Source organism: Gordonia sp. YY1 (assembly GCF_009872315.1).
Taxonomy (GTDB): domain Bacteria; phylum Actinomycetota; class Actinomycetes; order Mycobacteriales; family Mycobacteriaceae; genus Gordonia; species Gordonia amicalis.
This window is the reverse complement of record NZ_WXYI01000010.1, coordinates 151,457-172,088: the sequence shown is the minus strand read 5'-3', so window position 1 is coordinate 172,088 and position 20,632 is coordinate 151,457. Positions and strand designations below refer to the sequence as shown.

The following is a 20,632-nucleotide window of genomic DNA, read 5'->3' as shown; positions in this document are numbered from 1 at the left end:
AGAAGTAGTGCGCAAGTTCCTTCTGCCGGCAGTGCTGTCGGCCCTGATCCTGCTGATCGGCGGCTGCAGCACGGGTGACGACGCGGTCGCGCAGGGGAACACCTTCCAGTTCGTCTCGCCCGGCGGACAGACCGTCATCACTTACGAACCCGCCGATCGCAAACCGATCGCCGGCCTCGAGGGTGAGGATCTGGTCAGCGGTCAGCCGCTGGCGCTGTCCGACGCACGGTTCGCCGACAAGGTCGTGGTGATCAACGTCTGGGGTTCGTGGTGCGGACCTTGCCGCGGAGAGGCCGACGACCTCGAACGTGTCTACGAGGACAATCGTGACGACGGCGTCGAGTTCCTGGGCATCAACCTGCGCGACGACCGCGACTCCGCGAAGGACTTCGTGATCGACCGCAAGGTCGGGTTCCCGTCGATCTACGACTTCCCGGGCCTGTCGCTGGCGGCACTGACCACCCCGACCTCGGTGGTCCCGACGACGATCGTCCTCGACCGGCAGCACCGGCCCGCCGCGGTCTTCCTCAAGGCCGTCTCCGACAAGGAACTCGACGAGGTCGTCAAGCGAGTCGCCGCGGAACCGGCGGGTTCGGCCTGATGACGTCCTCGACCGTTATCGCCGCGTCCATCGGCGACACCTTCGCCGACACGGTGACCAGCGGGCCGCTCCTGCTTGCGCTCGCGGCATGTCTGCTGGCCGGACTCGTCTCCTTCGCCTCGCCGTGCGTCGTGCCGCTCGTCCCCGGCTATCTGTCGTATCTCGCGGGACTGGTCGGCGCCGAGGCCCCGGCGGTGAAGGTCGGGGAGGGCTCCAAGAACGGGCGTTCGAGGGTCGCGCTCGCCGCCGGTCTGTTCGTGCTCGGCTTCACCGTCGTCTTCGTCGCGGCCACCGCGACCGTCCTCGGCGTGACCAGTACCTTTGTCCTGAATCGTGAACTGCTGCAACGCATCGGCGGCGTGGTCACCATCGCCATGGGCCTCGTGTTCATCGGCCTCATCCCGGCTCTCCAGCGTGAGGTCCGGTTCGAGCCGGTACGGGTCTCCAACATCGTCGGCGCACCTCTGCTCGGCGCGGTCTTCGCGCTCGGCTGGACGCCGTGCCTCGGCCCGACCCTGGCTTCGGTGATCGCGACGGTCAGCGGTACCGAGGGCGCGACCGCGGCCAAGGGCGTGACCCTGATCGTCGCCTACTGCCTGGGCCTCGGCCTGCCGTTCGTCGTGCTGGCGTTCTCCTCGGCGTGGGCACTGCGCAGCCTCGGCTGGCTGCGCCGCAATGCCCGAACCATCCAAGTCGTCGGCGGCGTCCTGCTCATCGCCGTGGGCGTCGCCCTGCTCACCGGCTGGTGGGATCAGTTCATCGTCTGGGTTCAGGTCCGCTTCGTCACCGACACCCAACTACCGATCTGAGCGTGCTGCAGCCATGACCGACGTCACCGACCGTACCCGGGTGGACACCCCCGAAACCGGCGCGCCGAAGCCGCACTGGACCCGGCGCCGGGTGCTCTGGCCGCTGCGCAACCTGTGGCGGTCGCTGACGTCGATGCGCACCGCGCTGCTGCTGCTGTTCCTGCTCGCCCTGGCCGCCATCCCCGGCGCGCTTCTCCCGCAGCGCGACCTGAACGAGCAGAAGACGCTCGAGTACATCGCCGAACGCGGCACGCTCGGCACCTGGATGGACCGGCTGCAACTGTTCGACGTCTTCTCCAGCGCCTGGTTCACCGCGATCTACGTGCTGCTGTTCGTCTCGCTCGTCGGTTGCCTGACGCCGCGCATGATCGAGCACTTCCACAGCCTGCGCGCCAAACCCGTCGGCACGCCGCGTAACCTGTCTCGGTTGCCCCGGCACGTCACGCACACCGTCGACGGCACGCCGGACGAGATCGCCGATCGCATCGACGGCCGGCTCCGCGGCTGGCGGCGCGAGGTCGTCGTCCGCGAACCGAGCAAGGCCTATCCCGAGGGGTGCGTCGAGGTGTCCGCGGAGAAGGGCTACCTCCGCGAGTTCGGCAATCTCGTCTTCCACTTCGCGCTGCTGGCGCTCCTGGTGTCGATCGCGGCCGGCAAGATGTTCGGATACGAGGGCACGCGAATCCTCGTCGCCGACGGCGAGCAGGGCATGTGCAACACCTCGACCGCCGTCTACGACTCCTTCCGCGCCGGCAATCTGGTCGACGGCACCGACCTGTCGCCGTTCTGCTTCCGGGTCGACGACTTCTCGGCGACCTTCCTGCCCAGCGGACAGCCCGACATGTACGACGCGACGATCCGCTATGCCGAGGGCACCAAGGTCGGTTCCCCGGACACCTGGACCAGCACCTCGGTCCGCGTCAACGAGCCGCTGCGCGTCGCCGGTGACCGGGTCTACGTGCTGGGCAACGGTTTCGCCCCGACGTTCAGCGTGACCTTCCCCAACGGGGAGAAGCGCACCCAGACCGTCCCGTTCGTCCCCGACCAGCTGCAGACGATGCTGTCCTCCGGTGCGGTGCGCTTCGACACCCCGGCCGGGTTGTACCCCGACGCCGACGAACGTCGGAAGAACCAGATCGCGCTCGAGGGCCTGTTCGCGCCGACCGCGCTCTACCACGGCACGCTGCTGACGTCGCTGTCCCCGGAGCCCGACGATCCCGCGGTCGCCATCCGGATCTACAAGGGCGACACCGGCCTCGACACCGGCAAACCGCAGAACGTCTACTCGCTCGATCAGGACCTCGTCGACCAGGGCCGGCTCCAGCGGCAGGCACAGGTGAACCTGAGTACCGGACAGAGCCACACCATCGCCGACGGCACGACGGTGACCTTCGACGGCTACCAGCGGTGGGTGTCGGTGCAGGTCTCCCACGACCCGGCGCAGATCTGGGTGCTGGTGAGCTCGGTGGTGATGCTCGGCGGACTGCTGGTCTCGCTGCTCATCCGACGCAGACGGATCTGGGCGCGGCTCGTCCCGGCAGTGGTCACCGCCGGTCAGGTCGATGGTGATGACCCCGACGGTGCTGGTCGCGACGGCGCTGACCCTGACGGTGTTGATCCATCCGATGGGAAACGACGTACTGTAGTAGAGATTGCCGGGCTGGCGCGTACCGACCAGGCCGGCTGGGGTGAGGGTTTCGAGGACCAGGCGGCTGCGCTCGTCGCCGACGACGCAGACGTATCCACCTCGCGGCGCGCGACCCGGCGGCTCTAGGCCACCGGCGAAAGGAACTTTCATGAACAACGGCACCGGTCAGGTGGACGAGACGCTGGCTCGCTATTCCGATCTGCTGTTCGGCACCGCGATCACGGTGTACGTGGTGGCGGCCTTCTTGTTCTTCGGCGCGCTGGCGGCGGTTCGCGGTCGCAAGCTCGAGGAGCGGGAACTCGTCGCCGCCGGTGCCGGTTCTGCGTCGGGCTCGGACGCCGTGCGCGTGCCCGGTCGCGTCGCGGGCCCACCGAAGCGGACGTTCGGCGAGAAGCTCGGCAACATGGGCCTGCCGGTCGTGTACGTCGGACTCGTCGCCCACATAGCGTCGATCGTCCTGCGAGCCATTGCCACCGAGCGTGCGCCGTGGGGCAACATGTACGAGTTCGTCTCGATGACGTGTGCGGCCGGTGTCCTGGCCGCGCTGATCATCCTGCGCAAACCCGAACACCGCGCGCTGCTGTCGTTCGTGCTGCTCCCCGTCGTGCTGCTGATGTTCATCGCCGGTCGCTGGCTCTACACGCAGGCGGCCCCCGTCGTCCCGGCCCTGAAGTCGTACTGGCTGGCAGTGCACGTGTCGATCATCTCGGTGTCCTCGGGAATCCTCATGGTCTCCGGTGTCGCCAGCATCCTGTACCTGATGAAGATGCGGTGGGCATCGAATCCGGCCGACGACACGTCTTCGGCCCGGCCCGGATTGGGTGGCGCGCTGCGACGCATCGTCGACCACATCCCGGCAGCGGGGAACCTCGACCGCCTCGCCTACAAGACAGTCGTCGTCGGCTTCCCGCTCTTCGGTCTCGGCGTGATCTGCGGCGCCATCTGGGCCGAGGCCGCCTGGGGTCGGTTCTGGGGCTGGGACCCCAAGGAGACCGTGTCGTTCATCGCCTGGGTGATCTACGCGGCCTATCTGCACGCTCGCGCCACCGCGGGCTGGCGCAACACCGCAGCGGCCTGGATCAACGTCGCCGGCTTCGTGGCGATGCTGTTCAACCTGTTCATCATCAACCTGGTCGTGTCGGGCCTGCACTCCTACGCGGGTCTCTGAACCCTTCGAGACTTGCGTGTCGGGCCTGTACTCCTAGGCGGAGCGGGCTTCGACGCGGCGCCTCGCTTCGCTCGGTGCCGGCTCAGCCGGCGGGGGTGGTGGAGGGGGCTTCGACGCGGCGCCTCGCTTCGCTCGGTGCCGGCTCAGCCGGCGGGGGTGGTGTCGGCGCTCTGGGCCTGCTCGTCACTCCCCGGTGCCTCGGCCTGCTTCGCGAGAGCCTGCGCCTTCACCAGCTTGAGCAGGTCGATGAGCGCGTCGATCGTCGCTGGGCACAGTGACCCCAGATCGATACCGGCCAGGTGGCTGCCGGTGACCTCGAGCATCTCGACATAGTTCTGCTGCTGTTTGACGCGCTCGAGATCCTCGTCGGGGTTGGAGAGGAAATAGGTGACGCTCACGTCGAACGCGCGTGAGATGGCCTCGACGGTGCGGAACGACGGAGTACGTGCTTTGCCGGTGCGGAGCTGCGAGATGTACGCGTCCGACAGTGAGTAACCCAACCGGTTCGCCTTCTCGGCGATCTTCTTGCCGGTGTAGCGGACCCCGTTCTCGTCACGGCTGTGCTCGAACAGGTAACCGATCTTGTCGGCGAAGCTCAGGTCGTCATCGGTCGACGCCCCTTGCGGAGATCGTCCGGGGTTCAACGGCGCCTTCTCTCGGATCATCCATCGTGGAGTCGATGATGAGAGGGACATTACCCTACCCTTGGGTATGTTCTGGTGAGACCCTGAATCGCGTCTCACGATTTCGTATACGAACTCTGGCCCGACGACACGTGTCAGAGTTCGTCGGCCTCGCCGCCGTTGGTGCCGCGCGTGCGATTGTCCAGGTCACGGAGGAAATCGGGGTCGTCATCGGGGCCGACCGGCCCACGGGTGCGACGGCGGTGACCGCCGGAAGGGGAGGCCGTGCCGCCGTCGGATTGCGGTCCGAACGCCCGCCACATCAGGAAACCGATGGCGAGCAAACCGAGAACGGCGAACAGATATGTCATGACAACCTCCCGTCACCAGCGTACGTCAGTTCGCGCGGCGGCCGGTGAGGGTCGCTCGTTGGGTTGACCACCGGGTGGGCAGGGACTGTGGCGCCGGCCCGGACTAGTGGGTGCGACGATTGAGCAGCGCCACCACGTCCTCTTCGCGGAAGCGTCGGTGGCCGCCCGGGGTGCGGATGGAGCCGAGGATGCCCGAGCTGGCCCAGCGTGCGACTGTCTTGGGATTGACGTTGAACATCGCGGCCACCTGACCCGGGGTCAGGGTGTGCTGGCTGGCGAGTCCCGGGGTGATGTAGGTGGACGCGGTTGTTTCGATGCTGGTCACGTTTCCCCCTGAAACGATGGTGCCCTGTCGGTGCGCCGCGGTTTGGCGAATCGGCCCGGCACTTGATGGACGCGTACTCCATGAATACACGCAAATCGCCCAGGTACTCGAACCGTCAGTGGCAGGTAAAGAGCGGGCAAAGGCCCACGACCTGCAGGTCATCAGAGGGCGACAAGTATCCTGTGGGGGTGAGTGAAGCGCAAGACCCTGCCCCCGATACCCCTCAGCCAAGCGGTCGTCCCGCCACCCTGGCGCTTGCCCTGTTCGGCTACACCGTCGCGCGCATGTTGCTCGTCGTCGTGATCGCGGCCGTCATCCTCTTCGGCGGAAAGCTCGTGGGCGTCGATGTGCCGTTCCTCGTCGCCGCCGTCTTCGGCGTGCTGATCGCGCTCCCGCTGGGCATGTACCTGTTCAAGTCGCTCCGCCTGAAGGTCAACAGCGAGATCTCGGCGATCGAGGCCGATCGTCGGGCACGCCACGACGACCTCCAGTCGCGGCTGCGCGGGGACAAGTGAGGTCGCCGGCCAAAGGGACGCTCGCGTGAGGCCGACGCGGGTCGTCGACCATCGGGAAGACCGCGACTGGGCGCAGAACGCGGTGCGGCTCATCGAGGCCGACGCCCGCCGAAGTGCCGACACGCACCTGCTGCGGGTCCCACTGCCGGCGTGGTCACGATGGTCCGGACCCGACGGTGAGGCCGGCGTCGACCTGTACCTGAAGGACGAGTCGACGCATCCGACCGGATCGCTCAAGCACCGCCTGGCGCGGTCGCTGTTCCTCTACGCGATCTGCAACGGCTGGGTCACCGAGGGCACGCCCGTGATCGAGGCGTCGTCGGGCTCGACGGCGGTGAGCGAGGCCTACTTCGCGGAGCTGATCGGGGTGCCGTTCATCGCGGTGATGACGTCGAGTACGTCGCCGGCGAAGACCGCGCTGATCGAACGACACGGTGGCCGATGCCATTTCGTCGAGCGCCCGGGTGAGGTCTACACCGAGGCGTTGCGTCTCGAGCGCGAGCTGGGCGGACACTTCATCGACCAGTTCACGATGGCCGAACGTGCCACCGACTGGCGTGGGAACAACAACATCGCCGAGTCGATCTTCGCGCAGATGGCCGACGAGGAGCACCCCATCCCGACCTGGATCGTCGTGGGTGCCGGTACCGGCGGCACGTCGGCGACGCTCGGACGCTACGTGCGGTACCGGCGGCACGACACCTGGCTCGCGGTTGTCGACCCGGAGAACTCGGTGTTTCTGCCGGCGTACGAGACCGGCGACGGAACGCTGACCGGCGAGGTGGGTTCGCGGATCGAGGGGATCGGCCGTCCGCGTGTCGAGCCGTCGTTCATCTCGCAGGTGATCGACCGGATGATCGGTGTCCCCGACGAGGCCTCCATCGCCACCGCGCACCGGGTGTCGGACATGCTGGGTCGCCGCGTCGGCGGATCCACCGGCACCAACATGTGGGGTGCGTTCTCGCTTGTCGCGGAGATGGCCGCCGAACGCCGGGCGGGCAGCGTCGTGACACTGCTGTGCGATCCGGGTGACCGCTACGCCAACACCTACTTCGACGAGAACTGGCTCGCCGCACAGTCTTTCGATCTCGACCCGGCGAACGCGATCCTCGACGAGTTCTTCGCGACCGGTCGCTGGACGGCCTGATCCTTAGGCCGTACTAACTCGGTGGGCTACCATCCGGGGGTGCCGACCGAAACCGTGCGTCCACTCGTCGAGGCCGTCGACCTGGTGCGTGTGTACCAGATGGGTGAGGAACGTGTCCGCGCCCTCGACGGACTGAATCTGAACATCGACGGAGGGCAGTTCGCGTCCATCGTCGGCCCCTCCGGCGCGGGCAAGTCCACGCTGCTGCACATCCTCGGCGCTCTCGACACGCCGACATCGGGCCGGATTTCCATCGACGGAGTCGATCTCGTCTCACTCGACGACACCGCCGCGTCGGCCTTCCGGCGTCATCGCGTCGGATTCGTCTTCCAGTTCTTCAATCTCGTCCCGACCATGTCGGCGTGGGAGAACGTCGCGCTGCCGCGACTGCTCGACAACCAGTCGCTGCGCAAGGCGAAGCCGCGCGCCGTCGAACTCCTCGAGCAGGTCGGACTCGGCGACCGGGTCGACCATCGGCCGTCGGAGTTGTCGGGCGGACAGATGCAGCGCGTCGCCACCGCGCGGTCGCTCATCATGGACCCGACGATCCTGCTCGCCGACGAACCCACCGGAAACCTCGACTCCAAGACCGGGGAATCGGTGCTGCAGTTGCTCGCCGACGTCGCGCACGCCGCGCCGGACCGGCTGGTGGTCATGGTGACCCATGACCCGAAGGCGGCCGCGTTCGCCGACACCACGATCACGGTGCGCGACGGAAAGATCGCGGAGTGAGCGACACCCCGCCGGTTGGGCAGCCGCGGCGTGTCGAAGCCCTTCTCGCCGGCTTCACCCGTATCCGCTTGCTCAACATTCGGGAGATCCGCACCCACCGGCTGCGGTTGTTCACCTCGCTCGCGGTGGTGATCGTCTCGTCGGCCCTGCTCGTAGCGGTCCTGGGGACCTTCGGTTCGACGTCGGAGTCGGTGCGCGCGTTCAACAATGCGATCTCCGGTTCGGCCGATCTCGAGGTCGCCGCGATCGCCGACAGCGGCGTCGACCAGTCGCTGGCCGGTCAGATCCGCCGCGAGGTCGACGGTGCGAAGGCCGTCGTCCCGATGATCCGCGGGTCGGTCGTGGTCGATGATTCGTCGATACCGCTCATCGGCTCGGATCAGCGGGTGACCTCGCTGTCGGGGAGTCTGCGTTCCGCCGTCCAACAGGAGAACTCCGGCACGATCGACTTCGACCGGCTGCGATCCGGGGTGTTCGTCGGACCGGGACTCGGTCTCGAGGCCGGTCAGAAGCTGACCGTCAACGGCGTCGACGTCGAGGTCCTGGAAGTAATCGACAACGAGCAGGCGGCCGGACTCAACAACGGCCGCTTCATGTTCGCCTACCTCGACCTCGCGCAGCGACTCGTCGGTCTGGAGGGTCGGCTCGATTCGATCCTCATCGTCACCGAGCCGGGGATCGACGTCGGATCGGTGCGATCGCAGGTCGAGGAGATCGTCGGCGGCCGCGCGGTGGTGGTCGATCCGGACTTCCGCGCCAAGCAGGCCGAGGTCGCCAGCTCGGTGACGCGCGATGCGACTCTCCTGGTCTCGCTGGTCTCGCTGGTGATCGCCGCGTTCCTGGTCTTCAACACGATGAACATGGCGGTGGCGTCGCGGCGCGGTTCGCTGGCGATGATCCGGGCATTGGGCGCCAAGCGATCCCACCTGGTCGGCGACATGCTGGGCGAGGCCGCGCTGATGGGTCTGGTCGGCGGCGTCGTCGGTGTCCCGTTCGGAATCCTCGCCGGCCGCGCCGTGATCGCGAGCCTGCCCGATCCGCCGCCCGACACCGTGGGCACGGTCATCAACTATCACCTGCCGTCGTATGCGCCGGTGGTCGCGGTCCTCGCGTGTGTGATCGCCTGTGTCGCAGCCACATCGCTGGCGGCGCGGTCGGTGTTCGCGGTGTCGCCGGTGGAGGCGATGGCGCCCGTCGAGGTGTCCGACGCGTCGAAGCGTCGCGGGCCGGTGGTCGTGATCACCGCGATCCTGGGTGTTGCGGGGGTGATCGCGTCCTGGGTCATCGTGGCGACGGTGCCCGGCCGGCCCGCGATCCTCGCCGGCGTCGTGTTTCTCGTCGGCTCACTGCTCGTGTGCTTCGCGCTGTCGAATCCGTTGACGTGGCTCGTGGTTCGAGTCGCACGCTGGTTCCGCGGGCCGGGGCAGCTGGCATCGGTGAACACCGAACGCGCGCCGCGTCGTGCGTGGGCGACGCTGATGACGGTCGCGGTGGCGATCGCGGTGGGTATGGGAATATCCGGCGCGCTGGACAACCTCGTGTCGTCGATGTCGAAATCGCTGGAAGGCCTGGGAGATCCGGACTTCTACGTCTCGTCCTCGTCGGCGGCGAGTCTGCCGCTCGGCCCGATCTTGCCTCCGTCGATCCGCGGCGAGGTCGCGAAAGTGCCGGGCGTCACCGAGGTCGTCGGTGGCCAGTGGGCGGCGGTCAACATCGGCGAGAGTCGCGCGAATGTGCAGGGGCTGGAGCCCGGGTCGCGGGCGCCGTTCATGCGGAAGGCGACGCCGGAGGCGGTGGCGCAGGTGCTCGCCGGTGACGGCATCCTGTTGTCGAATGTGCTTGCGCGCGTGCTCGATGTCGGTACCGGTGACACCGTGACGCTGGCGACGCCGACCGGGCCGCATGACGTGGTCGTCCGCGACACCGTCGACTACGTGTCCGTGGACTCCGGGGTGGCCGCCCTGTCGCAGCGACAGCTCGGGGAGTGGTTCGGTCGCGAAGGCGACACGTATCTGCAGGTGATCACCGCACCCGACGCCGATCCGGAGCAGGTGCAGAAGTCCCTCGAGGCGCTCGTCGCCGATGTGCCGACGACCGGCAACAAACCGATCAGCGTCTACACCGGTGCCGAGGCGCTCGCCGCGACCCAGGCGACGGTCCAGCAGGCGGGTTCGTTCACGGTGGCCATCCAGTGGATCGTGGCCGGTGCCGCGGCCATCGCGTTGCTGAACACGCTGCTGCTGTCGGTGATCGAGCGTCGTCGTGAACTCGGGGTGCTGCGCGCGATGGGTGCATCCCGGAAGTTCATCTCACGCATGGTGCTCGCCGAGGCCGCCGCGGTCGCGGTGGTGGGCGCGCTGGTCGGCGTGATCCTCGGTGCGATGATGCACCTGCTGAGCGACCGAATCCTCAGCGTGACAACATCGTTGACCGTGATCTACTCGCCGCGTCCGTCGGCGGCGTTGTTCGTCGGGATCGCGGTGGTGTTGTGCCTGGTGGGTGCGTTCCTGCCGGCAGTGCGTGCGGCGCGGATGAACATCAGCGAGTCGATTCTGAACGAGTAGCGGCGGTACCCCTCCCGATTTCTCGAGGCAGTTTGATCCGGCAGGCGGATCAAACTGCCTCAATGTTTCGGGGGGGGGTGACACCCGCATCGCGTCAACAATTCTTGACGAATAGCAGATGTCAACATAACCTGACACCATGCACGACGACCAGAAGACCGAGACGCCGGACCGCGCCCAGGGCGCTGACCTCGCAGGAGATGCCGCGAGCAGCGACCCGGCGAAGGGCCTGGCGGCGGTGCGGGCCCTGCGCACACTGGCCGACCGGCTCGAAGAAGTGCAGGTCGCCAATGCTCGCGCCAACGGCTGGAGCTGGCAGTCGATCGCAGAAGTACTGCAGATCAGCCGGCAGGCCGTGCATCAGAAGCACTCGCAACGTGAGGTCCGCGAGAACGGGCCTGAAGGAGAGAACAATGTTCGAACGAATCACTCGTGACGACAAGATGCTGCTGGCTTTCGCCACGCAGGAGGCCGCCGACCTCGGACATCGGCGGCTGGGCAACGACCATCTGATGCTGGGCATGCTCTGCAATGCCCGGAGTCCGCTGTTCACCATCCTGGCCGATCAGGGACTCACCCTGGCATCGGCGCGGGAGGTGGTGCGCAAGTATCACGACGAGCACGCCGACGGGGCCGACGCGACGGACGCCGACGAGGAGTCGGCCCGTCAACGGTATGAGGAAGACCGAGAAGCCCTGCGCAGCATCGGGATCGACCTCGACAAGGTACGCGAGGCGGTCCGCGGACGCTTCGGTGAGGACGTGTCCGAGGGCTGGGGTGACCGCCCCGGACGCAGCGCCGGTCGCAAGGGGCGTCCCGACGGAGGTCGTGGACGGGGCCGAGGACACGGCCGCCGGCACGGACACGGTCATGGTCATGGTCCGCACCGTGCTCGAGGACCCCGCCCCGATTGCGGCCCAGAAGGTTTCGGCCCAGAAGGTTTCGGTGGTTTCGGACCCGAGGGTCCGGGTGGATTCGGACCCGGCGGCTTCGGTCCGGGTCCGTTCGGAACCGGCGGACCGTTCGCCGGTGACGAGGGCCCCTGGGAGCCCGGTCGTGGACGCCGCGGACCGCGCGGACGGGGTAGCCGCCCGCGGTTCGCCTCGGAAACCCGCGCGGTGTTCTCCCGGGCGGTCGAGATCGCCCGCGAACGCGGAGACCGTCACCTCCGCGGCGAGTACCTGCTGCTCGGCATCATCGACACCGCCGACGACGCGTCGCGGGCGCTGATCGAATCGGCTACCACCGCAGACGAACTCAAGGCCGCCGTGTGGGCGAGCCTGCCCGAGGTCGACGCCGAGGTCTGAGCCCCGGACACGAAACACCATGACGACAAAGCCCGCCTCTGAGAACAGAATTCGGGGGCGGGCCCTGTCGCGAGGATCGTCAGGTCAGCGCCAACGCCACCGCGGTGACGACGGCCCAGCCGAGCATCGCCTTGCCGGTGGTCCCGATCGACGGGATGAGTCCCGGGCCCTGTGCGCCGGTGCGGACCGGCTTGTACGCCTGCCACAGCAGCGGGAACGTCAGCAGTCCGACGAGCGCCCACGGGGTCGCGAAGGCCAGCGCCGCGCTCATCATGAGCGGGGTCAGCAGCAGTACGGCGAACAGGGTTCGGGTGCGGGCGTCGCCGAGTCGGACGGCGAGGGTGATCTTGCCGCTCTCGGTGTCGGTGGGGATGTCGCGCAGGTTGTTGACGACCAGCACGCTGCTGGAGACCGCGCCGACGCCCACTGCGCAGGCCAGGCCGACGAGGTCGACCCGGTCCGACGTCACGAACTGCGTTCCGAGGACCGCGACCAGGCCGAAGAACACGAACACCGCGACCTCGCCCCAGCCGGCGTAACCGTAGGGTCGTTTGCCGCCGGTGTAGAACCAGGCACCCGCGATGCAGACCGCGCCCACCACGACCAGCCACCAGGCCGTCGCGATCGCCAGCACGAGACCGCACACCGCGCCGATACCGAAGCAGATGAACGCCGCCGCCTTCACCGAACCCGGTGACGCCAGACCCGCGCCGACGAGGCGCAACGGACCGACACGGTCGTCGTCGGTGCCGCGCACGCCGTCGGAGTAGTCGTTCGCGAAATTGACGCCGATGATGAACGCCACCGCCACGACCAGCGCGAGTACGGCCTTCCACCACGAGATCCCGCCCCACCCCGAGGTGCCGTGCAGCGCCGCTCCGACACCGGCGACCACCGGGGCCACGGCGTTGGGGAGAGTCCGGGGGCGTGCGCCCTGAATCCACTGCGATGCGGTTGCCACGGATCGATCCTGCCACGACCCCGGATGTCCGCCGCCAGGTGTCGCGGATCGTTGCACCGTCCGCCACGACACGCGACATCTGGATTCGGCCGCACGCGGCCGGAACCGCATCGACCCGCGGATACGTCTGAAGAGGGTGCAGACTCCACCGAAACTGCGGGCCGTCGCCCTCGAACACGACGGTGTTGTCACCGCTGCCGAAGCACGTGAGCACGGATTGGATCGCTCGGCGGTGCACCGCCGGGTGGCCATCGGCGATTGGGTGCGTGTGGGGCCTCGGCTGTATCGGCTCGCGGACCATCCGTCACCGATCGGACCACCACACGGATCGCGACGCTGTCGGTAGGTCCCTCCGCGATCCTGTCGGGATCGGCGGCAGCCTGGTGGCACGGCATCGTCGACGACCGGCCCGGGACGATCACCGTCACCGCTCCCCGCGGGCGGCACGGTCCGCCGGTGAAGGGAGTGCGGATTCTCAACCGGTCCCTCGACGACGCGGATGTCCTCATCCGCCGTGACCTGCGGGTCACCGGGGTCGCGCTGTCGGCGCTCGAAGGGGCCGTCGAACTCGGTGCCGAGGTCATCGACTCGGCGCTGCAACAGCGTCGGATCACCGTCGAACGTCTGGAGGAGGCCTGCGGGCGTCGACACCGCTGTGTCGGAGCGGCCGAGATGGGCCCGATGGTGGCACTGCTGGAGTCCGGGGCGCGGTCGGCTGCAGAAAGATTCGCGGTGGCGATCCTCGACGCGGCGGGGATCGATGGTTGGGTCGCGAACCATCCCAGTTGTGGGTACGAGATCGATCTCGCGTTCGTCGCCCACATGCTGGCGGTGGAGATCGACGGTTTCGCATTCCATCGCGACGCCGGCACGTTCCAGCGTGACCGGACCCGCCGGAATGCCCTGATCGCGGCCGGCTGGACCGTTCTCAACTTCACCTGGGCCGATCTGACGGAACGGGCCGACCACGTCGCGTCGTCGATCCGTCAGGCGCTGAGCGTCGCGGCCTGACTGCAGATGTCGCGAATCGTGTTGCAGCCCGCCACCATACGCGACACCTACGGCGAGAAACGACGCCGTAGCGCGCGCCGGTCGGGTTTGCCCGGTCCGCGCAGCGGCAGCTCGTCGACCTCGATGACCTCCCGCGGCGCCGCGTACCGGCCGAGTCGCTCGGCGACCGACCCGCGAATCCGGTTGACGTCGACCGGATCTCCGCGTCGTGCGACGACCACCGCGACGACCTTCTCGCCGAGACGGTCGTCGGGGAGTCCGACGACCACGCATTCGGCGACCGTCGGGTCCTCGGCGATCACCGCCTCGACGACCTGCGGCACCACGGTGAGTCCGCCGGTGAGGATCGCCTCGTCGGCACGCCCGACGATCGACAGGACACCGTCGTCGAGGCGTCCGAGGTCATCGGTGCGGAACCAGCCGGCCTCGGCGAAAGCGGGATGATCCGGCAGGTTGCGGTAGCCGTGCGCCACCATCGGACCACCGAGGACGACGCGCCCCACACCGTCCGGCGACGGCTCATCGATGCGGATCACCACGCCGTCGAGCGGAACACCGTCGTAGACGCAACCACCGGCGGTCTCACTCATCCCGTAGGTGCGGACGATGGGGAGTCCCGCGTCGACGGCGCGGCGCAACAGGGGAGCGGGGGTCGCCGCGCCGCCGACGAGCAACCCGTCGGCGGAGCGGAGCGCGGCGGTGGCACGCGGCGAGTCGAGGACCTTGATCAGCTGCGTCGGCACGAGTGACGTGTAGCGGCGCGGCCCGTCGAGCCGGTCCAGAGCATCGGCGAAACCCTCGGCGTCGAAGCCCGCGGTCAGGTCGAGCACGGTGGGTGTGAATCCGGAGGCGAAGGCGCGCAACAGGACCTGCAGCCCCGCGATGTGATGCGGGGCGAGGGCGAGGAGCCAGTTGCCCGGGCCACCGAGGCGATCCGCGGTCGCCCGCGCCGATGCGGACAGCGTCGCCGGGGTGTGCTGCGCCCCCTTGGGGACACCGGTCGAACCCGAGGTGGAGACCACCAGCGAGACCTCGTCGGCGATCGGCTCACCGACGGCGAGGGCGGCCCGGAGAAGCGCTGTCTCCCGGGCGTCGTCGGAGGTGGGCACGATCGCGGTCGAACCGTCGAGCACGGCGAGCAGCTCATCGCGCCGGGCGACGACCTCTGGTCGAGCGGGAAGATGAAGAGTACGAAGGGTTTTCAGGACAGGTTCCGGTTCGGGTCGGTGCTGTCCGCGTCGGGTCCGTCGAACGGCCAACCGGACGACTCCAGGTGACGGCGGACGCGGGCGATGTCGTCCTCGTGCGCGAGTTCGTGGGTGACCTTCGTGATCGCGACCGCGGCGTCGATCCTGGAGATCGGCTCGGGCGGCGGCGACTGCCGGACCAGCCGCGACGACACTTCCTGCACCTCGTCCTCGCTGAGCTGACGCCGCAGGAGAGCGACGAGGGGGATGTAGTCGCCTTGCGGCACACCGTCGGGGTAACCGGCACGCAGCCATTCGATGATGCGGTAGAGCAACTGTGGGTGGTCCACGCTCGTCACCCCCTTTCCTCCGACGGGACTCGGCTGTGTCCTCTCGATGCGGCGATGCCGCTGGGTCCTCTCGATGCGGCGACGCGAGCGCGGGCACTCAGCGCGATTGTAGGTTTCGGCCCGGACCCCGGCAGTCCTCGGCGCGTGCGGGTCGCCGGGTTCACGTTCGGCTGGACACCAACGGCCAGCCGAACGCGGCCAGACGCCCCGCGACCTGGTTGATCTCCTCCGGGGTCGGCGGTTCGTTGGTGACCCGGGTGATGGCGTCGCTGATCTGCTGCTCGGTCACCGGCTCCCGGGGTCCGTACTCCTTGACGAGCCGGAACGCCACCGCGGTGACCTCCTCATCGGTCAGAACACGCGTGAGGAGCGCCATCAGCGGCGGGAAGTCGGTGCGCGAGACACCTTGGGGATAGCCCTTGCGAATCCAGTTGATCACGGATTCGAAGAGGGGGATCTCAGTGCTCATGGTTGATCGCGTCTCCGGCTCGTGCACATCTGTGGTCACCGTTTACCCAGGTGGGCATCACTTGTAACCAAATGGGAAGAGCTTGATTCCGGTGTGGAAGTAGATGGTCTGACGGGTGATCCACAACAGTGCGGTGAGGATGACCAGTAGGACGACGGCGAAGATCGGGTAGCTGAGCACGCGCAACGCCGGCCTGCCCCTGACGAGCGAGCCGTCGACGACCTCGTCGGAACCCTGCTCGTGACATCGCAGGCCGACCGCGAACAGTGCGGGCAGACCGGCGCCGAAGAGCAGGCCGATGATCAGCACCTTGCCGATCGCCTCGACGATGTCCATCTCCGCTGGGTCCTTTCGTGTGTTCGCGCGTGGTCGTTGTGATGCCGGCGGTCAGGCCGAGCGCGCAGGGGTGTCGGGGGTGGTTCCGGGATCGGTCGACAGGTCCGCGGGCAGCACCGATCCGGTGGTCTCGTCCCAGTCGTCGTTGACGTTGCCGGCGTCGACCTTGTTCTGCTGGGCGCGCCAGTACATGTAGGCCGAGCCGGCGATGAGCAGACCGAAGATCGCCACCGCTCCCGCCACGTCGCCGAGCAGGTGAGCGATGTAGAACGACGCCGCGCCGACGAGCCCCGCCGCCGGCAGGGTGGTGAGCCACGCCACGGCCATCCGGCCGGCGACGCTCCAGCGGACCTGCGCACCGCGCTTGCCGATACCGGAGCCGAGGATCGAACCGGTGGCCACCTGTGTGGTGGACAGCGCCATCCCGGCCGCGCTGGAGGTCAGGATGATCGCGGCCGACGAGGCCTCGGCGGCCATGCCCTGCGGGGAGCTGATCTCCACCAGGCCTTTTCCGAGGGTCCGGATGATGCGCCAGCCACCGAGGTAGGTTCCGATCGCGATGGCGGCGGCGCAACTCGCCACGACCCAGAGCGGCAGGCCGTGACTCACGGTCGAGGCGTCGAGGTGTCCGGTGACGATCAGCGCCATCGCGATCACACCCATGGTCTTTTGTGCGTCTCCGGTGCCGTGGGCGAGGGAGACCAGTGAGGCGCTGGCGATCTGGCCGTACCGGAAGCCCTGTTCCTTGCGGCTCTCCGCGAGACGACGCGTGATGGTGAAGACGAGCCAGGTCCCGCACGCGGCGACGACACAGGCGATCACCGGGGCCAGCAGCGCGGGCACGATGATCTTGCCGAACACACCGTGCCAGTTCACGCCCGAGAGGCCGATGGCCGCGATCCCGGAACCGATGAGCCCGCCGAACAGCGCGTGCGAGGAACTCGACGGGAGGCCGAAGAGCCAGGTGAAGAGGTTCCAGAGGATGCCGCCGATGAGTCCGGCGAAGATGATCAACAGCGCGGTCGCGGGAGTGAGGCCGGTCACGATCTCGCCGGCGTCGGCTCCGGAGGTCTGCTGGATGTTCAGGACGTCTTTGGTGATGGTGGCGGCGACCTCGACCGAGAGGAACGCGCCGACGAGATTGAGGATCGCGGAGAGCCCGACGGCGACTTTCGGTTTCAGTGCACCGGTGGCGATCGAGGTTGCCATGGCGTTGCCGGTGTCATGGAAGCCATTGGTGAAATCGAAGCCGAGGGCCGTGATCACCAAGAGCACCAGCATCAGCATCTCGCCGCTCATGGTTTTCATGATGAGGGCTGGGCTCCGAATTTCCTAAATGTTCCGGCGCGGTTCGGCCGGTATTCGCTGTGTCGTCGGTGTGTCGGGCTAGGTCACCGCACTTCAGTGCAGGTGTGGTGGGTATCGCTCCGGGGAGCGATGGAACGTTCGGCTGATCATGGTCCAACGGGTGGTTGCTGTGGAAGAATCCGACGCCATGACATCGATGAAGCTGGGCATGCCGATCAACTACGCAGGCGCCTTCCGCGAGACCATCAACAACCTCGCCGACTTCGAGGCCGCGGGCGTGGAACGCATCGCGGTCCCGGAGGCCTACAGCTTCGACGCCGTCTCCCAGCTCGGTTACATCGCCGCGAAGACCGAGACGATGGAACTGCAGACCGCGATCCTGCCGATGTACTCGCGCACCCCCACCAATCTCGCGATGACCGCGGCCGGTCTCGACTACATCAGTGGCGGCCGTGCGGTACTCGGTATCGGCGCCTCCGGACCGCAGGTCATCGAGGGCTTCCACGGCGTGAAGTACGACTACCCGCTGGGCCGGGCCCGCGAGCACGCAGAGATCTGCCGCATGGTCTGGCGTCGCGAGAAGCTCGATTACCAGGGCAAGCACTACACGCTTCCGCTCGACGAGGAGCACGGCGGTTCCGGTCTCGGCAAGTCGCTCAAGATCATCAACCATCCCGTCCGCGACAACATCCCGCTCCTGCTGGCCGCCATCGGCCCCAAGAACATCGAGTTGGCCGCGGAGATGTTCGACGAGCTGCAGCCGATCCTGTTCCACCCGGAGCACATCGACGCCGCGTTCGGTGAGTCGCTCGCCGCCGGCAGGGCCAAGCGCGACCCGTCTCTGGGCGACCTCGGCATCGTCGTCCAGGCCACCGCCCGGATCTCCGACGATCCGGAGCAGATCAACAACTCGAGGGAACTCGTCCGCCATCACGCCGCGCTGTACATCGGCGGCATGGGCGCGCGGGACAAGAACTTCTACAACCAGCTCGCCATCCGGTACGGCTATGCCGACGAGGCGAAGCTCATCCAGGACCTCTACCTCGACGGCAAGAAGGTCGAGGCGGCCGCGGCGGTCCCCGACGACCTGGTGAGCGCCATGTCGCTCATCGGGTCCAGGGCCCAGGTCGCCGAGCGCGTGGCCGCGTTCCGCGAGGCGGGCGTCACCTGCATCCTCGCCTCGCCGACCGCGCCGACCCACGCCGAGCGGGTCGCCGAGGTGGAGGCGTTGCGCGACATCTTCAACGGCTGATCGCAGGTTCCCTCGAGGGACTCAGTCACACCCGAGTACGGCGGCCTTTCCGAGGCCGCCGTACTGGTATGCGTACACCGCACCCCAGAGCACGGGGTTGGGGCTGTAGTCACGTGGTACCGCGTGCATGACGACGTCGCCGTCGAAGCACTGGCCGAAGATGAACCGGGCCCGCACCAGGTGATAGCTCCAGCTGACGACGATGACCTCGCGCCAGTCGTGGCGACGTGCCATCTCCTGGACGAACATCGCCTCGCCGCGGGTCGTGGAGGGATGGGGTTCGAAGCAGGTGACGGTGATGTCCGGGGTGCTCGCCGAGCACACGCGCGGCATCATCGAATCCTGCTCGGTGTAGGGACGATACGGGTCGGAGATCAGCACGTGGTCGGCATAACCCCTGCGTGCCAACTCGATTCCGTAGTCCTCGCGTCCGTCGTGTTCGCCGCCCAGTACGACGATGGCGTCGACCTCGCGCAGCGGATCATCGTGGGTCCGCGTGAACAGCTGGTAGCCGACGGTGCCGCCGACGACCGTGACGACGAGGAAGATGCAGAACAGTAGTCGGACAACACGTCTCACCGTGACACACGCGTCCTGACGGAGAGCGGCGCGGGATGTTCGGCCGGCCGGGTGTGCCGGACGAGGTCGTCGGCTCCGGAACTCCGTAGCGCCACGATGAGGAACACCAGCATCAGCGACAGGTCGGTCACCGAGACCGGGATGGACACGGTGCTGAAGTCGAGCTGCATACCCAGGACGAAGAAAGCGATGAAGCAACCGCCGTACAGGGCGATCTCGGACCGGGAGGACCGCAGGCAGCGGTAGGCGAGGTAGCAGGCGTAGATCATGATCGCGGTGAACACGATTCCGACGAGGAGTCCACCGCGATAGACCGACAGCAGCGGCGCGTTGGCCACGTAGTTGATGGTGAACGCCTTCTCCGGATCCTTGAATTCGGCGATGCCCCAACCGTGTCCGAACAACCAGTGCCCGCTCATCTTCTCGGGGAACTCGCGCAGCGCGTCGGTGCGTGCGGTCGACCCGGTGTCGCTCTCGCCGAAGGACGAGAAGATCCGGCGCCGCGACGCGGGGATCGCCGACAGCAGGGCCATCCCGCCCGCGAGTGTCCCGATGATCGCGGTGCGTCCGCGGGTCGACATGGTGTGGAAGGCGAGCATCAGGAGGAGCGCCAGGACGACGGAGAAGATCGCCGCGCGACTCAGGGTCATCGCGACGGCCGCGAACAGGAGCAGCGCGAGAACCCAGCGCCGGCGGCCCTCGAAGACCAGCAGGCTGATCATCAGGGCCGCCAGGAAGCCGATGCCCGCGGCGTTCGGGTCGATGTAGGTGCCCGACAACCGAGCCGTCACCGAGGCGCCGTCGAAGACGAACCGGCCCGCCGACGACGCGTCATATCCGAAGGGGGACAGCAGATCGAAGGTCCGTGCGGACTTGTCGCTCGTCAGCATTGCGAGGCCCGTCGCCGCCGACACGACCGATGCCACGACGAAGACCCTGCCGAAGGTCCTCAGTTGATCGGCGCGCAGCCGCAACAGCGCGACGACGAGGAGGATCGCACCCGACCACTTCGCGTACTCGACGATGTCGTCGACCTTGTGCAGGGTGGCCACCACCGACAGGCCGGCGACGCCGACGAAGGCGATGAGTGCGTACTCGAGCGGCGTACAGCTCACCGTGTCGCGGGGGTGGAGAACGGTGGCGAGCAGCACGGCCATGGTGAGGGTGAAGATCAATGGCACGGGCGTACCGGGGACGTACCCGGCGGGAAGCACGGCGACGACGACGGCGAGTGCCCACCACAACCACGTCGGATGTTGCAGTCCCACATATGCTCCCGCGATCAACGCGATTCCCAGAAAGGCCGCGGTGACGACGGACTCGCCGGCGAGGAGGCAGCCGAAGGTGCCGACCGCCACCGCGGTCACGA

At 67.7% G+C, this 20,632-nt stretch carries 22 protein-coding genes and 1 pseudogene; 12 read left to right on the top strand and 11 right to left on the bottom strand.

Annotated elements, in window-relative coordinates:
• Nucleotides 1–7: 7 nt before the first annotated feature.
• From BPODLACK_RS14880 to ccsB, 4 genes are read left to right on the top strand one after another with little or no spacing between them, the layout of a single operon-like run.
• Nucleotides 8–601 (top strand): TlpA family protein disulfide reductase, encoded by a 594-nt coding sequence (locus BPODLACK_RS14880; protein ID WP_159405540.1) that lies wholly within the window; start codon nucleotides 8–10, stop codon nucleotides 599–601.
• The gene (locus tag BPODLACK_RS14875; protein ID WP_006438838.1) at nucleotides 601–1,410 is read left to right on the top strand and encodes a cytochrome c biogenesis CcdA family protein; all 810 of its coding nucleotides are present in this window, start codon (nucleotides 601–603) and stop codon (nucleotides 1,408–1,410) included. Before BPODLACK_RS14880 ends, BPODLACK_RS14875 begins: the two co-directional genes overlap by 1 nt.
• Nucleotides 1,411–1,423: 13 nt before the next feature.
• Nucleotides 1,424–3,184 carry a cytochrome c biogenesis protein ResB gene (gene resB, locus BPODLACK_RS14870; RefSeq protein ID WP_159405539.1) on the top strand — a complete coding sequence of 587 codons (1,761 nt, stop codon included), beginning with the start codon at nucleotides 1,424–1,426 and terminating at the stop codon, nucleotides 3,182–3,184.
• Between the two features lie 22 nt (nucleotides 3,185–3,206).
• Nucleotides 3,207–4,226 carry a c-type cytochrome biogenesis protein CcsB gene (gene ccsB, locus BPODLACK_RS14865; RefSeq protein WP_159405538.1) on the top strand — a complete coding sequence of 340 codons (1,020 nt, stop codon included), beginning with the start codon at nucleotides 3,207–3,209 and terminating at the stop codon, nucleotides 4,224–4,226.
• 143 nt (nucleotides 4,227–4,369) lie between these two features.
• Here the strand turns inward: ccsB and BPODLACK_RS14860 are convergent, their stop codons facing one another.
• The 3 genes from BPODLACK_RS14860 to BPODLACK_RS14850 form a co-directional block, all read right to left on the bottom strand.
• Entirely contained in the window at nucleotides 4,370–4,870 is a 501-nt protein-coding gene (locus BPODLACK_RS14860) for a helix-turn-helix domain-containing protein (RefSeq protein WP_006435231.1), read from the bottom strand.
• Nucleotides 4,871–5,004: 134 nt separating this feature from the next.
• Nucleotides 5,005–5,220, bottom strand: coding sequence for a hypothetical protein (locus BPODLACK_RS14855; protein ID WP_006435232.1), 216 nt, complete (start codon nucleotides 5,218–5,220; stop codon nucleotides 5,005–5,007).
• 103 nt (nucleotides 5,221–5,323) lie between these two features.
• Nucleotides 5,324–5,545 (bottom strand): BldC family transcriptional regulator, encoded by a 222-nt coding sequence (locus BPODLACK_RS14850; protein ID WP_006435233.1) that lies wholly within the window; start codon nucleotides 5,543–5,545, stop codon nucleotides 5,324–5,326.
• A 188-nt stretch (nucleotides 5,546–5,733) separates the two neighbouring features.
• Here BPODLACK_RS14850 and BPODLACK_RS14845 point away from each other — a divergent pair, with 188 nt between their 5' ends.
• From BPODLACK_RS14845 to BPODLACK_RS14820, 6 genes are all read left to right on the top strand, one after another.
• The gene (locus BPODLACK_RS14845; RefSeq protein WP_006435234.1) at nucleotides 5,734–6,060 is read left to right on the top strand and encodes a DUF4229 domain-containing protein; all 327 of its coding nucleotides are present in this window, start codon (nucleotides 5,734–5,736) and stop codon (nucleotides 6,058–6,060) included.
• A 25-nt stretch (nucleotides 6,061–6,085) separates the two neighbouring features.
• Nucleotides 6,086–7,207: a PLP-dependent cysteine synthase family protein gene (locus BPODLACK_RS14840; RefSeq protein WP_006435235.1), complete on the top strand. Its 1,122-nt coding sequence runs from the start codon at nucleotides 6,086–6,088 to the stop codon at nucleotides 7,205–7,207.
• Nucleotides 7,208–7,246: 39 nt separating this feature from the next.
• Nucleotides 7,247–7,939: an ABC transporter ATP-binding protein gene (locus BPODLACK_RS14835; RefSeq protein ID WP_159405537.1), complete on the top strand. Its 693-nt coding sequence runs from the start codon at nucleotides 7,247–7,249 to the stop codon at nucleotides 7,937–7,939.
• On the top strand, nucleotides 7,936–10,503 hold the full coding sequence (locus tag BPODLACK_RS14830) for an ABC transporter permease (RefSeq protein WP_159405536.1): 2,568 nt from the start codon (nucleotides 7,936–7,938) through the stop codon (nucleotides 10,501–10,503). The genes BPODLACK_RS14835 and BPODLACK_RS14830 overlap by 4 nt, the downstream gene beginning before the upstream one ends.
• A gap of 139 nt (nucleotides 10,504–10,642) precedes the next feature.
• Nucleotides 10,643–10,939, top strand: coding sequence for a hypothetical protein (locus tag BPODLACK_RS14825; protein ID WP_006435238.1), 297 nt, complete (start codon nucleotides 10,643–10,645; stop codon nucleotides 10,937–10,939).
• Nucleotides 10,917–11,810, top strand: a complete 894-nt coding sequence (locus BPODLACK_RS14820) for a Clp protease N-terminal domain-containing protein (protein ID WP_159405535.1) — start codon at nucleotides 10,917–10,919, stop codon at nucleotides 11,808–11,810. The genes BPODLACK_RS14825 and BPODLACK_RS14820 overlap by 23 nt, the downstream gene beginning before the upstream one ends.
• A 79-nt stretch (nucleotides 11,811–11,889) precedes the next feature.
• Here BPODLACK_RS14820 and BPODLACK_RS14815 read toward each other — a convergent pair whose 3' ends face one another.
• Complete coding sequence (locus BPODLACK_RS14815; protein ID WP_006435240.1) at nucleotides 11,890–12,771, bottom strand: 1,4-dihydroxy-2-naphthoate polyprenyltransferase; 882 nt, start codon at nucleotides 12,769–12,771, stop codon at nucleotides 11,890–11,892.
• Nucleotides 12,772–12,907: 136 nt separating this feature from the next.
• Between BPODLACK_RS14815 and BPODLACK_RS14810 the strand changes: the two are divergent.
• Nucleotides 12,908–13,782: pseudogene (locus BPODLACK_RS14810) on the top strand (type IV toxin-antitoxin system AbiEi family antitoxin domain-containing protein).
• Between the two features lie 47 nt (nucleotides 13,783–13,829).
• Here the strand turns inward: BPODLACK_RS14810 and menE are convergent.
• From menE to BPODLACK_RS14785, 5 genes are all read right to left on the bottom strand, one after another.
• A complete protein-coding gene (menE, locus tag BPODLACK_RS14805) occupies nucleotides 13,830–14,987 on the bottom strand; it encodes an o-succinylbenzoate--CoA ligase (RefSeq protein WP_159405548.1) in 1,158 nt (385 codons plus the stop codon).
• Nucleotides 14,984–15,319 (bottom strand): DUF3349 domain-containing protein, encoded by a 336-nt coding sequence (locus tag BPODLACK_RS14800; RefSeq protein WP_024498672.1) that lies wholly within the window; start codon nucleotides 15,317–15,319, stop codon nucleotides 14,984–14,986. Before BPODLACK_RS14800 ends, menE begins: the two co-directional genes overlap by 4 nt.
• A 160-nt stretch (nucleotides 15,320–15,479) precedes the next feature.
• Nucleotides 15,480–15,788 carry a DUF3349 domain-containing protein gene (locus BPODLACK_RS14795; RefSeq protein WP_006435244.1) on the bottom strand — a complete coding sequence of 103 codons (309 nt, stop codon included), beginning with the start codon at nucleotides 15,786–15,788 and terminating at the stop codon, nucleotides 15,480–15,482.
• Between the two features lie 57 nt (nucleotides 15,789–15,845).
• Nucleotides 15,846–16,124: a hypothetical protein gene (locus BPODLACK_RS14790; protein WP_159405534.1), complete on the bottom strand. Its 279-nt coding sequence runs from the start codon at nucleotides 16,122–16,124 to the stop codon at nucleotides 15,846–15,848.
• Between the two features lie 51 nt (nucleotides 16,125–16,175).
• On the bottom strand, nucleotides 16,176–17,423 hold the full coding sequence (locus BPODLACK_RS14785) for an inorganic phosphate transporter (RefSeq protein WP_201450618.1): 1,248 nt from the start codon (nucleotides 17,421–17,423) through the stop codon (nucleotides 16,176–16,178).
• Between the two features lie 196 nt (nucleotides 17,424–17,619).
• Between BPODLACK_RS14785 and BPODLACK_RS14780 the strand changes: the two genes are divergently transcribed.
• The gene (locus tag BPODLACK_RS14780; RefSeq protein ID WP_024498670.1) at nucleotides 17,620–18,684 is read left to right on the top strand and encodes an LLM class F420-dependent oxidoreductase; all 1,065 of its coding nucleotides are present in this window, start codon (nucleotides 17,620–17,622) and stop codon (nucleotides 18,682–18,684) included.
• 21 nt (nucleotides 18,685–18,705) lie between these two features.
• Here the strand turns inward: BPODLACK_RS14780 and BPODLACK_RS14775 are convergent, their stop codons facing one another.
• Both BPODLACK_RS14775 and BPODLACK_RS14770 read right to left on the bottom strand, forming a co-directional pair.
• A complete protein-coding gene (locus tag BPODLACK_RS14775; protein ID WP_006435249.1) occupies nucleotides 18,706–19,263 on the bottom strand; it encodes a YdcF family protein in 558 nt (185 codons plus the stop codon).
• Nucleotides 19,260–20,630 carry an O-antigen ligase family protein gene (locus BPODLACK_RS14770; RefSeq protein WP_236577684.1) on the bottom strand — a complete coding sequence of 457 codons (1,371 nt, stop codon included), beginning with the start codon at nucleotides 20,628–20,630 and terminating at the stop codon, nucleotides 19,260–19,262. The genes BPODLACK_RS14775 and BPODLACK_RS14770 overlap by 4 nt, the downstream gene beginning before the upstream one ends.
• Nucleotides 20,631–20,632: the final 2 nt, after the last annotated feature.

Bases quoted from the DNA above. Each gene is read 5' to 3' on its own strand.
- BPODLACK_RS14875 (WP_006438838.1), top strand. From the start codon at position 601: ATGACGTCCTCGACCGTTATCGCCGCGTCCATCGGCGACACCTTCGCC.
- resB (WP_159405539.1), top strand. From the start codon at position 1,424: ATGACCGACGTCACCGACCGTACCCGGGTGGACACCCCCGAAACCGGC.
- ccsB (WP_159405538.1), top strand. From the start codon at position 3,207: ATGAACAACGGCACCGGTCAGGTGGACGAGACGCTGGCTCGCTATTCC.
- BPODLACK_RS14855 (WP_006435232.1), bottom strand. From the start codon at position 5,220: ATGACATATCTGTTCGCCGTTCTCGGTTTGCTCGCCATCGGTTTCCTG.
- BPODLACK_RS14825 (WP_006435238.1), top strand. From the start codon at position 10,643: ATGCACGACGACCAGAAGACCGAGACGCCGGACCGCGCCCAGGGCGCT.
- BPODLACK_RS14820 (WP_159405535.1), top strand. From the start codon at position 10,917: ATGTTCGAACGAATCACTCGTGACGACAAGATGCTGCTGGCTTTCGCC.
- BPODLACK_RS14795 (WP_006435244.1), bottom strand. From the start codon at position 15,788: ATGAGCACTGAGATCCCCCTCTTCGAATCCGTGATCAACTGGATTCGC.
- BPODLACK_RS14790 (WP_159405534.1), bottom strand. From the start codon at position 16,124: ATGGACATCGTCGAGGCGATCGGCAAGGTGCTGATCATCGGCCTGCTC.
- BPODLACK_RS14785 (WP_201450618.1), bottom strand. From the start codon at position 17,423: ATGAGCGGCGAGATGCTGATGCTGGTGCTCTTGGTGATCACGGCCCTC.
- BPODLACK_RS14780 (WP_024498670.1), top strand. From the start codon at position 17,620: ATGACATCGATGAAGCTGGGCATGCCGATCAACTACGCAGGCGCCTTC.